Raw genomic sequence first — 13,581 nt, forward strand, 5'->3', positions numbered from 1 at the left:
AACCGAGTGTGACCTAGAGCACGTTGGGCTCGTTGTCATAACGCCTGCATCACGTCCACGTCTGCCACGGCGAGGCCTGGGTAGGCCTGCTGTGTCCTGTTCTCCATGGCCAGGAGGCCACCATGCCCGCTGCCGCGCAGCTTCTGCTCTCCGCCCTCTCCAAACAGGTACCCCCGCAGCCCGAATCCGCGCCGCTGACCAGCGAACTCCCCCTTGCCGAGGTCGCCCACCTGATCAGTGGGCCGCCGCTCGCCGATGTCTCCCTCCTGCTCGGTGAATCCTCGTTCGCCGATTCCGCCCCGCTGACCAGCGAGCCGCCGCTCGCCGATGCCACCCCTCTCACGAGCGAGCCTCCGCTTGCCGCCGTCGCCCCACTGACCAGCGAGCCGACCGCACCCGGCACCGCAGGGGGCATGGAGTTCCCAGGAGTCTGAATGGGCTTGTCCCGGCTCGCCGCACTGCACGGTGTCGCCACCTCCTACTCCCCGTCGCCGGATGTCACGGTGTCCGTCCCCGACGACACGGTCATCGCCGTGCTCGCCGCGCTGGGCGTCGACGCCGGCACTCCGGCGGACGTACGGAAGTGCCTCGTCGCCGCGGAGTCCCGCTCGCGCCTGCTGCCGCCGACCGTGGTGGTCTGGGCCGGCGAGCCCCTGCCGCCCGCCCTCGCCGGGCTGCCCCCCGGCTCGACCGTCACGGTCGAGCCGGAACCGGCCGAGACCCAGGGACACCCCTCGGGCCGCCCGCCCGCCCCGCTGAGCATGCGGGCCCGTGCGGCGGCCCCGGCCTCGTCCATGACGCCGCCGGAGGGCGCCACCGCGCCGCCCGTCACCCCCGGCGCCACCGCCCTACCCGTGACGCCGCCGGGGGACGCGGACTCCGCCCCGCCCGCGTCCGCTCCTGCGGGTACCGCCACCGCCACCGCCACCGCGTCCGCGCCGCACCCGCAGCGCGCCGGGGAGGAGCCCGGCGCTCCGGCCGCCGTCCCCGCCTGGTGGATCCCGCCGCCCCCCGGCGTCCACCGCGTCCACGTCGTGACGCCGGACCACCGCCGCGCCACCGCCACCCTCGTCGTCGCCCCGGCCCGCGTCCCGCAGCCGCCCGAGCGCTCCCACGGCTTCCTGGTCCAGCTCTACTCCCTGCTCTCCGCCCGCTCCTGGGGCATGGGCGACCTCGGCGACCTGGCCGACCTCGCCGCCTGGTCCGGGCGGACCCTCGGCTCCGGGTTCGTCCAGGTCAACCCGTTGCACGCGGCCGTCCCCGGGCACCCCACCGACCCGTCCCCGTACCGCCCCTCCTCACGCCGCTTCCCCGACCCGGTGCACCTGCGCGTCGAGTCGATCCCCGAATACGGCCACGTCCGCGACCGGGCCGCCCTGGACGACCTCCGGCAGGACGCCGCCGCCCTCAGCGAGGCCGTGCTGAACAAGGGCGCGCTGATCGACCGGGACGCCGTCTGGGAGCTGAAGCGCCAGGCCCTGGAGCTGGTCGTCGAGGTGCCGCTCACCCCCGGCCGCCGCGCCGCCTACTGCGACTTCCTGGCCGAGCAGGGCCAGGCGCTGGAGGACCACGCCCTGTGGTGCGCGCTCGCCGAGGTGCACGGCCCCGACTGGCACGCCTGGCCCGAGGCCCTGCGCGACCCCCGCTCCCCGGGAACCGCCCGCGCCCGGGCCGAACTGCTGGACCGGGTCGACTTCCACTGCCGCCTCGCCTGGCTGACCGCCACCCAGCTCGCCGACGCCCAGCGGGCCGCCGAGGACGCCGGGATGAGCGTCGGGATCGTCCACGACCTCGCCGTCGGCGTGCACCCGGCCGGCGCCGACACCTGGGCCCAGCAGGAGGCATTCGCCCACGGCATGTCCGTCGGCGCGCCCCCCGACGCCTTCAACGCGCGCGGCCAGGACTGGGGCCTGCCGCCCTGGCGCCCCGACGTCCTCGCCGCCACCGGTTATGCCGCCTACCGGGGCCTGCTGCGCGGACTGCTGGCCGACGCCGGGGCCCTGCGCATCGACCACGTCATGGGCCTGTTCCGGCTCTGGTGGGTGCCCGAGGGCGGCCCGCCCACCGACGGTACGTACGTCGCCCAGGACGCCGAGGCGATGCTCGCCGTCCTCGTCCTGGAGGCCCACCGGGCCGGGGCCGTCGTCGTCGGCGAGGACCTCGGCACCGTCGAGCCCGGCGTCCGCGAGGCGCTCGCCCGGCGCGGCGTGCTCGGCACCTCGGTGCTCTGGTTCGAACGCGACTGGGACGGCGACGGACGGCCGCTCGCCCCGGAGAAGTGGCGCCGGGACTGCCTGGCCACCGCCACCACCCACGACCTGCCCTCCACCGCCGCCCGGCTGACCGGCGACCATGTGACGCTGCGCCACCGCCTCGGCCTGCTCGCCCGCTCCCTGGAGGAGGAGCTGACCGAGGACGCCACCGACACCGCCGAGTGGCTGGCCCTCCTCGCCCGGCTGCGGATACTCCCCGAGGGCGACGGCGACGAGGAGGCCGCCGTCCGGGCCGTCCACCGCTTCCTGCTGCGCACCCCCGCCAGGATGACCGGCGTCTGGCTCCCCGACACCGTCGGCGACCGCCGCCCGCAGAATCTCCCCGGCACCTGGGACCAGTACCCCAACTGGCGCCTCCCGATCGCCGACACCGAGGGGCACCCGGTCACCCTGGAGGAGATCACCGCCTCGCCCCGGCTGCACGCGCTGATGGACGTCCTGCGGCCCCGAAAGCCTCGTACGGCACCCCCGGGCGAGCGCGGTCCCCAGCCGTTCGCTACGTTGGCACCGTGGAAAAGATGAACGCTATGCGCGCCGGCGTCGTTGCGGCCGGGACGACGCTGATGATGCTGCTCATGTCGAGCCCGGCGCTCGCGCTCACGCCCGACGACGGCGACGACCCGGCTCCGCGCCTGAGCGCGGTCGAGACCATCGGTCTCTACGTCGTCGCGCCCATCGCCCTGTTCGTGGTGATCACGGGCCTGGTCATGGTCCTGGACAAGTCCAAGAAGCAGGTCTGACCCGCACACGTACGCCCTGCACGAAGGATGCGCCGCCGGTGGGCACCACCGCGCGGCGCATTCGTGCGTCCGACCCCGGACGCCGCCATGTGCACGGCCCGGACGCCGCCATGTGCACGGCCCGGACGCCGACGTGCGCACGGCCCGGGGGCGGGGAACACGGCCCGCGCCGGGCCGGTAGGTTGCGCCCATGACCGAGTGGGACGTCAAGAAGCTCCGCATCCTGCGCACCCTGCGCGACCGGGGCACGGTGACGGCGACCGCCGAGGCGCTCCGGATGACCCCCTCCGCCGTCTCCCAGCAGCTCACCAACCTGGCCAAGCAGCTCGGCGTGGACCTCCTGGAGGCCCAGGGCCGCCGCGTCCGCCTCACCGACGCCGCCCACCTCGTCCTGCGCCACGCGGAGGCGGTCTTCGCCCAGCTGGAGCGGGCCGAGGCCGAACTGACCGGTTATCTGCGCGGCGAGGCGGGCGAGGTCAGGGTGGCCGCGTTCTCCACCGCCGTGCCCGCCCTCGTCGTCCCCGCCGTCCGGCTCCTGCGCGCCGAGGACCGCCCGGGGCCCGACGTACGGGTACGGGAGGCCGAGGCCGCCCAGGCCTACGAGCTGCTCACCGCGGGCGAGGTGGACCTGGCCCTGTCGCTGGCCGCCCACGCGCCCACCGCCCGCGACCCCCGCTTCAGCCTCTTCCCGCTGCTCGCCGACCCCCTGGACGTGGCGCTCCCCGCCGACCACCCACTGGCCGGCGCCCCCGCCCTGCGCCTCGCGGACCTGGCCGCCGACCGCTGGATCTTCGGCGGCTCGGGGCCCTGGTCCGAGATCACCACCGCCGCCTGCGAGGCGGCGGGCTTCGTCCCCGAGCAGGCCCACAGCGCCGCCGGGTGGACCGCGATCCTCGCCCTGGTCGAGGCGGGCATGGGCGTCGCACTGGTCCCCCGCATGGCCGCCCGGGAGCGTCGCGAGGGCGTGGTGATGCGGGTGCTGGAGGCGGACCGGCCGCGCCGCCACGTGGTGGCGGCGGTCCGGCACGGGGCAGAGAGCGGACCGGCGGTGGGCCGGGTCCTCGCGGCGCTCACCAGCGTCGCCTCATCATTCAGCTGAGCTGAAAGATACCTGCGAAAACTTTCGATGGACCTGACGGGTCCGGTGGCGCGAAAGTAGGAGCCATGACCTTCGACGCGAGCGAGACCACATTCCAGGACCCCGACACCGACCCCCACGCCAATGACGCCGCGCCCTACGGCGGCGGCGACCCGTACGCCGACTACCGCGAAGCCGGAGACCTCCCCTTCACCGAGCTGGTCGACCTCGCCGACCGCCGCCTCGGCGCGGGCGTGATCGCCGCCAACGACGAGTTCTTCGCCGAGCGCGAGAACCTCCTGATCCGTGAGCGCGCCGTCTTCGACCCCGAGCACTTCGGGCACAAGGGCAAGATCATGGACGGCTGGGAGACCCGCCGCCGCAGGGGAGCGGGCGCCGAGACCCCCTTCCCGGCCCCCGAGGACCACGACTGGGCCATCGTCCGCCTCGGCGCGCCCGGCATCGTCCGCGGCCTGATCGTCGACACCGCCCACTTCCGCGGCAACTACCCGCAGCGCGTATCCGTGCAGGCCACCTCCGTCGAGGGCGCCCCGAGCCCCGAGCAACTGCTCGCCGACGACGTGAAGTGGGAGGAGATCCTCCCGCCCACCCCCGTACGCGGCCACGCGGCCAACGCCTTCGAGATCACCGGCGGCCGCCGCTACACCCACCTGCGCCTCTGCCAGCACCCCGACGGCGGCATCGCCCGCCTCCGCGTGCACGGCGAGGTCGTCCCGGACCCGGCCTGGCTCGCCGCACTCGGCACCATCGACCTGATCTCGGTGCTCAACGGCGGTACGTACGAGGACGCCTCCGACCGCTTCTACTCCTCGCCCACCCAGATCATCCTGCCGGGCACCTCCCGCAAGATGGACGACGGCTGGGAGAACCGCCGCCGCCGGGTCCGCGACACCAACGACTGGGTCCGCTTCCGCCTCCCCGCCCAGGGCGCGGTCCGCGCGATCGAGATCGACACCGCCTACCTCAAGGGCAACTCCGCCGGCTGGATCGCCCTCCAGGGCCGCAACGGCGACACCGGCGAGTGGTTCGAGATCGTCCCGCGCACCCGCCTCCAGCCCGACACCCTCCACCGCTTCGTGCTGCGCGCCCAGGCCGTCGTCACCCACGTCCGCCTCGACGCCTTCCCCGACGGCGGCGTGGCCCGGATGCGTCTGCACGGCACGCTCACGGAGTCCGGCGCGGCCGAGCTGACCCGCCGTTACGAGGAGTCGGGCGCGTGACCCCGTAACCCTCGGGCCGGCACCCCCGAGTTCCCGCCCGGCGGACGGTTGCGCTCCCGCGCCCGCTCGCCGGGCGGTTTCCACGTATTCCAAGACGGCGCCCCCTCCGCCGCGGCGGAGGGGGCGCCTTTCGAAGGCCTGCGCGAAAGGTCAGGCGGTGGCCGCCGCCGCGTCCGCCGCCCGTGCCTTCAGAGCGCGCTCCACACCGGACCGCGACTCCGACATCAGCCGGCGCAGGGCCGCGCTCGGCTCGGCCGAGGCCAGCCAGGCGTCCGTGGCGTCCAGCGTCTCCTGCGATACCTGGAGGGCCGGGTAGAGGCCCACGATGATCTGCTGGGCCATCTCGTGGCTGCGCGACTCCGAGACGTCCTTCACCGAAGCGAAGTACTTCTCCGTGTACGGGGCCAGCAGCTCGCGCTGGTCCGCCTGGACGAAGCCGCTGATGACCGCTTCCTGGAGCGAGTTGGGCAGCTTGCCGGACTCCACGACCGAGGCCCACGCCTCGGCCTTGGCCTCCTCCGAGGGCTGGGCCGCCCGCGCGGAGGCCGCGTGGCGCTCGCCCGCCGCCGTCCTGTCCCGCTCGTACTCGGCGGCGATCTCCTCCTCGTCCAGCAGCCCGGCCGCCGCCAGCCGCTGCACGAACGCCCACCGCAGCTCGGTGTCGACGGTCAGGCCCTCGATCGACTCGGTGCCGTCCAGCAGCGACTGGAGCAGGTCCAGCTGCTGCGGGTTGCGGGCCGTCGCCGCGAAGGCACGGGCCCAGGCCAGCTGGTGGTCGCTGCCCGGCTCCGCCGCGTGCAGGTGCGCCAGCGTCGCCTCCGTCCACTGGTTGAGCGCGCCCTCACGGGCCTCCGGCGCCGCGTACAGGTCGAGTGCCAGCTTCGCCTGGCGGTGCAGCGACTGCACGACCCCGATGTCCGACTCCTTGCCGATGCCGGAGAGCACCAGGGCGAGGTAGTCGCGGGTGGCCAGCTCGCCGTCGCGCGTCATGTCCCAGGCCGAGGCCCAGCTCAGGGCGCGCGGCAGCGACTCGGCGAAGTCGCCCAGGTGCTCGGTGACGACCCGCAGCGACTCGGCGTCGAGGCGGACCTTCGCGTACGAGAGGTCGTCGTCGTTGAGCAGGACGACCGCCGGACGGGCCTTGCCCACCAGGGCGGGCACGTCGGTCCGCTCGCCGTCGACGTCCAGCTCGATCCGGTCGGTGCGCACGAGCTTGCCGTCCGCGTCGAGGTCGTAGGCGCCGATGGCGATGCGGTGCGGGCGCAGCGTCGGCTCGCCCTTCGCGCCGGCGGGCAGCGCGGGGGCCTCCTGGAGCACGGTGAACGAGGTGACACGACCGTCGGCGTCGGTCTCGATCTCCGGGCGCAGGATGTTGATGCCCGCCGTCTCCAGCCACGCCTTCGACCAGGTCTTCAGGTCGCGGCCGGAGGTCTTCTCCAGGGCGCCCAGCAGGTCGGAGAGGCGGGTGTTGCCGAAGGCGTGCGCCTTGAAGTACGCCTGGACGCCCTGGAAGAACGCGTCCTTGCCGACGTACGCCACGAGCTGCTTGAGCACGGACGCGCCCTTGGCGTACGTGATCCCGTCGAAGTTGACGAGGACGTCGTCCAGGTCCTGGATGTCCGCCATGATCGGGTGCGTGGACGGCAGTTGGTCCTGCCGGTACGCCCACGTCTTCATGGAGTTGGCGAACGTGGTCCAGGAGTGCGGCCACTTCGAGCCCGCCGCGTCCGCCTGGCAGGCGATCGAGGTGTAGGTGGCGAACGACTCGTTCAGCCAGAGGTCGTTCCACCACTCCATCGTCACGAGGTCGCCGAACCACATGTGGGCCAGCTCGTGCAGGATGGTCTCGGCCCGCACCTCGTACGCCGCGTCCGTCACCTTGGAGCGGAAGACGTACTGGTCGCGGATGGTGACCGCACCCGCGTTCTCCATCGCACCCGCGTTGAACTCCGGGACGAAGAGCTGGTCGTACTTGGCGAATGGGTACGCGTAGTCGAACTTCTCCTGGAACCACTCGAAGCCCTGCCGGGTGACGGCGAAGATGTCCTCCGCGTCCAGGTACTCCGCCAGCGAGGGGCGGCAGTAGATGCCGAGCGGGACGGACTGGCCGTCCTTCTCGTAGCTGCTGTGCACCGCGTGGTACGGGCCCACGATGAGGGCCGTGATGTACGTGGAGATGCGCGGCGTCGGCTCGAAGGTCCAGACGTCGCCCGCAGGCTCCGGCGTCGGGGAGTTCGAGATGACCGTCCAGCCGGACGGGGCCTTCACGGTGAACGCGAAGGTCGCCTTCAGGTCGGGCTGCTCGAACGAGGCGAAGACGCGGCGCGCGTCCGGGACCTCGAACTGCGTGTACAGATAGGCCTGCTCGTCGACCGGGTCGACGAACCGGTGCAGGCCCTCACCGGTGTTGGTGTACGAGCAGTCGGCGACGACCTTCAGCTCGTTGGCGCCCTCACGCAGATGCGGCAGGGCGATCCGCGCGTCGCGGAACACGGCGGCCACGTCCAGGTCCTTGCCGTTCAGCACCACGTCGTGAACGGCCGGGGCGACCAGATCGATGAACGACTCCGCACCCGCCTCCGCGCAGTCGAAGCGCACGGTGGTCACGGACCGGTAGGTGCCGCCCTCCTGCGCTCCGGAGAGGTCGAGATCGATCTCGTACGCGTCCACGGTCAGCAGGCGCGCCCGCTCCTGCGCCTCTTCGCGGGTCAGATTCGTGCCAGGCACGCGGCCATCTCCTTCGATAGTGACGTTTCGGATCATCCTTCCATGTCCGGCCCTGCCCGACGATGGGTAGCGCTCCCCTTCCTACTCCGGTAGCATCAGTGGTATGAAGATCAGTGTGAGTCTGCCGCAGGAGGATGTCGCCTTCGTCGACGAGTACGCGACGAAGACCGAAGCGGATTCCCGGTCCGCCGTCATACACGCCGCCATCGAGCTGTTGCGAGCCTCGAATCTTGAGGCCGACTACGTGGCGGCTTTCGCCGAATGGGATGAGAGCGAGGACGCCGCGTTCTGGGACAAGTTCTCGGGGGACGGGATCGTCGATGAGGCGCGGTGACATCTATCTGGTCGACTACGAGCCGGTGCGGGACAGCGAGGCCAACAAGGCGCGTCCCTCGATCATCGTCTCCAATGATGGTGCGAACGCCGCGGTGGACCGGGCGGGACGCGGCGTGGTCACCGTGGTGCCGCTGACGTCGAACGTCTCTCGCCTCTACCCCTTCCAGGTGCTTCTCCAAGCGGGCGATTCCGGCCTGGCGAAGGACTCCAAGGTGCAGTGCGAGCAGGTACGGGCGATGGCTCAGGAGCGGTTCGTGCGGCAGATCGGCCGGGTCCCCCGCCAGCGCATGGCCGAGATCGACGCGGCCCTCCGCCGCCATCTCGCGCTCTGACCTCTACGCATGCGAAGGGGCGGTCACCGGACACCGGTGACCGCCCCTTCCCCGTACGCGTGACGCCGCGGGTCAGCCCTTCAGCTCGGCCGCCACCAGCTCCGCGATCTGCACGGCGTTCAGCGCCGCGCCCTTGCGGAGGTTGTCGTTGGAGACGAACAGCGCGAGACCGTGTTCGACCGTCTCGTCGACCCGGATGCGGCCCACGAAGGAGGCGTCCTTGCCGGCCGCCTGGAGCGGGGTCGGGATCTCCGAGAGCTCGACGCCCTCGGCGTCCTTCAGCAGCTCGTAGGCGCGCTCGACGCCGATCGGACGGGCGAAGCGGGCGTTGATCTGGAGTGAGTGGCCGGAGAAGACCGGGACCCGGACGCAGGTGCCGGACACCTTCAGCTCCGGGATCTCCAGGATCTTGCGGGACTCGTTGCGGAGCTTCTGCTCCTCGTCCGTCTCGAACGAACCGTCGTCCACGATGGAGCCCGCCAGCGGCAGCACGTTGAAGGCGATCGGGCGCTTGTAGACGGCCGGCTCGGGGAAGTCCACGGCCTCGCCGTCGTGGGCCAGCTTCTCGGCCTCGGCGACGACCTTGGCCGCCTGGCCGTGCAGCTCGGCGACGCCGGCGACGCCGGAGCCGGACACGGCCTGGTAGGTGGCGACGGTCAGCGCTTCGAGACCGGCCTCGTCGTGCAGCGGGCGCAGCACGGGCATCGCGGCCATCGTCGTGCAGTTCGGGTTGGCGATGATCCCCTTCGGGCGGACCCGGGCCGCGTGCGGGTTGACCTCGGAGACGACGAGCGGGACCTCGGGGTCCTTGCGCCAGGCGGAGGAGTTGTCGATCACCACGGCGCCCTGGGCGGCGACCTTCTCGGCCAGCGCCTTCGAGGTCGCGCCGCCGGCGGAGAACAGCACGATGTCCAGGCCCGTGTAGTCGGCCGCGGAGGCGTCCTCGACGGTGACGCCGGAGCCCTTGAAGTCGATCGTGGAGCCGGCGGAGCGGGCCGAGGCGAACAGCCGCAGCTCGTCGACCGGGAAGTCCCGCTCGGCCAGGATCCTGAGCATGACTGTGCCGACCTGACCGGTGGCGCCGACGATTCCGACCTTCACGAGGACTCCTCTGTTCTGCACGTCCGGCGGCTGCCCGCCCGTGCGGTTGTGCGGCCCGTTTGCCGCTCCATGATGCGTATGTCCTGGCCCGCCTTGTCCAATCCATTGTCCGACCTGCGGACTCTTCGCGCGAGGACCGCAGATTCTGCGAGGCTCGCGCGTGCGGGGGGAAACATCTGCGGCGGCGGTCGGGGGGCGTGACGAGGAACACGCACAGCGGGGCGGGTGCCCGTGAGAGCGCCCGCCCCGCCTGCGTGCCGATGGGATCCGTACGGTGGGATCCGTTACGGCCCGATGGGACTTGTTACGGCGTGACCTTCTCGATCACGACGCTGCCGGTGCCCGCGGCGGTGCCGCGCGTGTTGACCAGCTGGACCTCGCCGAAGAACTGACGGCCCTCGGGAGCCGCTCCGGCGACCACGACCTCGGCGCCGACCTGGGCCGACGCACCGTTGGCCAGGTTCACGGCCTTGGTGGAGTCGACCTTGATCGTGCCGAGCGAGGCCGCGTAGAAGACGTCGCGGTAGTCGTACGTGGTGGTCCCGGACGGGACCGCGTAGCCGTCGACGACGACCGTGTACGTGCCCGCGGCGGGCTTGACCAGGCTGACCGACTCCTCGGATCCGGCGGAGGTCGAGCTGCCGACCTGCGTGGCGCCCCGGAAGACGAGCAGGTCGATGTCCGCGTTGGCGTCCGAGGTGCCCCCGATGGCGATGTCGAGCTTCTCGACACCCGCGCCGATGGTGACCGTGGTCTCACGGGTCTGGCCCGTCGAGATCGACGGCTTCTCCACCTTGGCCGAGCCCAACGAGCCGCCCTGAAGCTTTCCCTGGAGGGCGGCGGCGCCGTTGGTGACCGTCCAGTCCACCGCGGCGGGAGCGCCGATCTTCGCCTCGGCGATGGTCCGCACCGCCGGGTCGAAGGTCGCGCCGAGCAGCGAGACGTCCAGCTTGTACGGGTTGTCCAGCAGCGGCGACGTACGACGCGCCTCGACCTCGATCTCCCACACGCCGGGCTGCGGGTCCTTGTAGGCACGCGCGTCCGGGCGGCAGGTGTTGGCCGGGTTCTCGTAGTTCGGGTAGCAGTTGATCGTGGAGGTCGGGTCGACCGGCGTCCCGTACGGGTGCAGGGAGACGAACCGGGTCTGGCTGCCCGAGCGCAGGGCGCTGAGGGCGACCTCAAGGGTCTTCGCGCCCTCCGGCACGTTGACGAAGTACGACGTGGTGCCGTTGCGCTGGACCGAGCCGGACGCCTTGTAGGCGTAACCGGGCTGCTGCAGCTCGTGGGCGACGACGACCGTGGTCATGATCTGGTGGTCCACGCCGGAGGTCTTCTTGTCGTCGACCCGCAGGATGGCGCTGTGGACGCCGGCGGACTTCGCCTTCGCCTTGACCTTGAGCTTGACCGGCGTGTCGAGCGGCAGCGAGACGTACTGGGGGCTGCTGAGCTCGAAGGTGCCGTCGTTGTTCTTCCAGGACAGCTTGTGCTGGACGTTGCGGTCCGGGCCCGTGGTACGGGTGACGACGACGTCGTAGACCTTGGTCTCGCCGGTCTTCAGGCCGCCCTCGCGGTCGTAGAGGCCGGTGCCGAAGCCCGGGTCCTTGAGCGCGAAGTCGATCGCGGTGTCGACCGGGGCCTTCACCGAGAACTCGTGGGCGGGCTTGCCCTGCTTGGCGATCTGCTTCCACGCCTTGACGATGTTGATCAGACCGGAGCCCTGGACGTGCGCGGGCACGTCCTTGATGTGGCCCGCGGTGCTGGTCAGCGCGGAGCGCAGGTCGGCCGGGGGAAGCTCGATGTTCTTCTGCTTCGCGGCCGACAGCAGCAGCGCGGCGGCGCCGGCCGCCTGCGGGGAGGCCATCGAGGTGCCCTGGAGCATGGAGTAGCCGGCGGGCAGGTCGTAACCCGCCTCCTTGACCGGACCGCCCGGCGCCCAGGTCTGGGTGGTGTTGATGGACGCACCCGGCGCCGAGATGATCGGCGCGAAGCCGCCGTCCTCACGCGGACCGCGCGAGGAGAAGGGCAGCATGTCGTACTTCTTGGTGACGTTGGAGCCGTAGTTGGCCGCCCACGTCTCCTTGGAGATCGACGCGCCGACCGAGATCACGTGGTCGGCGAGCGACGGGTCACCGATGGTGTTGAGCCCCGGGCCGCTGTTGCCGGCCGAGATGACCAGCTGGACGCCGTAGATGTCGACGAGCCGCTTGTACAGCTCGGCGCGCGCGTTGTTGCCGTCGTTCAGCGGCGGCAGACCGCCGATCGACATGTTGACGATGTCGACGCCGCGGTTGACGACGAGGTCGATCATGCCCTCGGTCAGCGCGATGTTGGTGCAGCCGCCGGACCAGGTGCAGGCACGCGAGGAGACGATCTTGGCGCCGGGGGCGGCGCCGTTCATCTCGCCGCCGAAGAGCCCGTTGGCCGCGGTGATGCCCGCGACGTGGGTGCCGTGCGAGCCCTCGATGACGCCGATGTTGACGAAGTCCGCCTTCGCGCCCGAGGAGTCGAGGACGACGTTCTTACGGGTCTCGACGACGAACGGGATGCGCTCGACGACCTGGGTGCGCGGGTCGTCCTCACCGAAGTAGGAGACCTGGAACTTCTCCTTGTACGGCTTGAGGACCTTGTCGTCGGAGAAGTCCGCGTTGTTGTTCAGGTCGACCCGGGTGGTGCCGGTGACCGGGTCGTACAGCACGCCCCAGACGTCGGTGGTGTCACCGTCGCGGTTGAGGTCGCCCGCCATCTCGCCGCCGGTGGTGGCCGCCTCGGCGAACGTGGCGAACTTGTAGCTGCCCGCCGGCGCCGCATAGGTCTTCCCGCCGGACGTGAACGTCGGGCCGGCCACCGACTGCGACATCTTCAGCCAGGTGCCGTCGCCGTCGCTCACCGGGTCGGTCGCGGTCACCCAGTCGACGATCTTGCGCTCGCCGGTGGTGGTCTTCTTCAGGGCCGGGTGACCGAGGTCGACGCCGGAGTCCAGGACGCCGATGGTGATCCCGCGGCCGTCGGCCGTCGGGTGCTTCTCGACGAAGTCGACCGCGCCCGTCTCGAACGACGGGTTGTACGGGTTCGTCGCCGGGGTCTTCTTGCCCGGCGCCGCGTAACCGCCCGTGACCTTCGGCTGCTTCGCTCCGGCGGCCCGGTCGCCCTTGGGCGTCGGGTCGTCCAGCTTGATCTCCTGCTTGAGATCGATGCCGAGGACGGAGGAGAGCTTGGAGGCCGCCTTGATGGTGGACTCGGCGCGGCCGGTCGGGACCGTCGCCCGGACGTAGCCGAGCTTGTCGTAGGTCTGGCCGACCACGGAGCCCTCGACGGCGTCCAGCTGCTTGCTGACCTGCTCGGTCGCCCCCGGGGTGGTGGCGACCATCATGGTGACGCGCTTCTCGCCCTTGGCCTCGGCCTTCGCCAGGACGTCGGCGTCGGCCTTGCCGAGCTTGTCGCCCCGGTCGCTCGTGGCGGCCGGTTTGACGGGTGCCGGTGCCGGGTCCTCGGCGGCGAACGCCGGTGCGGCGCCGGAGGCGGCGAGTGCGGCCGCCAGTCCGGCAGCGGCCGCGATACGTGCCGCGCGTCTGGCCCCGGGTATGGAGCTGGGGGATTCCTTGGTCATCAGCATCCCTGTAATTGAAAGAGAGAGTCCGGAATTCGGTACCGGATGACCGCTCAGCCTGTCGTAAATGACAGGGGTTTGTGGAGAGTTGACGGAGGTGAGTCAGGGACATGGCATAGATCCGCCACGGGGCGCGATATGCCACG

General features: G+C 71.6%; 10 protein-coding genes. 7 read left to right on the forward strand and 3 right to left on the reverse strand.

What is annotated here, in order from left to right:
• Nucleotides 1-122: 122 nt before the first annotated feature.
• From N7925_RS24485 to alc, 5 genes are all read left to right on the forward strand, one after another.
• Complete coding sequence (locus N7925_RS24485; RefSeq protein WP_265601603.1) at nucleotides 123-434, forward strand: hypothetical protein; 312 nt, start codon at nucleotides 123-125, stop codon at nucleotides 432-434.
• A complete protein-coding gene (gene malQ / locus N7925_RS24490; RefSeq protein WP_274345175.1) occupies nucleotides 435-2,795 on the forward strand; it encodes a 4-alpha-glucanotransferase in 2,361 nt (786 codons plus the stop codon).
• Between the two features lie 5 nt (nucleotides 2,796-2,800).
• Nucleotides 2,801-3,013 (forward strand): hypothetical protein, encoded by a 213-nt coding sequence (locus N7925_RS24495; RefSeq protein ID WP_018959242.1) that lies wholly within the window; start codon nucleotides 2,801-2,803, stop codon nucleotides 3,011-3,013.
• Between the two features lie 190 nt (nucleotides 3,014-3,203).
• Nucleotides 3,204-4,112 (forward strand): LysR family transcriptional regulator, encoded by a 909-nt coding sequence (locus N7925_RS24500; protein ID WP_274345176.1) that lies wholly within the window; start codon nucleotides 3,204-3,206, stop codon nucleotides 4,110-4,112.
• Nucleotides 4,113-4,177: 65 nt separating this feature from the next.
• Nucleotides 4,178-5,332 (forward strand): allantoicase, encoded by a 1,155-nt coding sequence (gene alc / locus N7925_RS24505; RefSeq protein WP_274345177.1) that lies wholly within the window; start codon nucleotides 4,178-4,180, stop codon nucleotides 5,330-5,332.
• Nucleotides 5,333-5,482: 150 nt separating this feature from the next.
• Here alc and pepN read toward each other — a convergent pair whose 3' ends face one another.
• Nucleotides 5,483-8,059 (reverse strand): aminopeptidase N, encoded by a 2,577-nt coding sequence (pepN, locus tag N7925_RS24510; RefSeq protein WP_265601607.1) that lies wholly within the window; start codon nucleotides 8,057-8,059, stop codon nucleotides 5,483-5,485.
• A 103-nt stretch (nucleotides 8,060-8,162) separates the two neighbouring features.
• Between pepN and N7925_RS24515 the strand changes: the two genes are divergently transcribed.
• On the forward strand, nucleotides 8,163-8,393 hold the full coding sequence (locus N7925_RS24515) for a ribbon-helix-helix domain-containing protein (RefSeq protein WP_228182779.1): 231 nt from the start codon (nucleotides 8,163-8,165) through the stop codon (nucleotides 8,391-8,393).
• Complete coding sequence (locus tag N7925_RS24520) at nucleotides 8,380-8,727, forward strand: type II toxin-antitoxin system PemK/MazF family toxin (RefSeq protein ID WP_265601608.1); 348 nt, start codon at nucleotides 8,380-8,382, stop codon at nucleotides 8,725-8,727. Before N7925_RS24515 ends, N7925_RS24520 begins: the two co-directional genes overlap by 14 nt.
• Before the next feature lie 72 nt (nucleotides 8,728-8,799).
• Here N7925_RS24520 and N7925_RS24525 read toward each other — a convergent pair whose 3' ends face one another.
• Nucleotides 8,800-9,828: an aspartate-semialdehyde dehydrogenase gene (locus N7925_RS24525; protein ID WP_265601609.1), complete on the reverse strand. Its 1,029-nt coding sequence runs from the start codon at nucleotides 9,826-9,828 to the stop codon at nucleotides 8,800-8,802.
• A gap of 304 nt (nucleotides 9,829-10,132) precedes the next feature.
• Nucleotides 10,133-13,441, reverse strand: coding sequence for a S8 family serine peptidase (locus N7925_RS24530; RefSeq protein ID WP_265601610.1), 3,309 nt, complete (start codon nucleotides 13,439-13,441; stop codon nucleotides 10,133-10,135).
• Between the last annotated feature and the right edge of the window lie 140 nt (nucleotides 13,442-13,581).

Origin of the sequence: Streptomyces sp. CA-278952 (genome assembly GCF_028747205.1) — a bacterium.
In the GTDB taxonomy this organism is placed as follows: Bacteria; Actinomycetota; Actinomycetes; order Streptomycetales; family Streptomycetaceae; genus Streptomyces.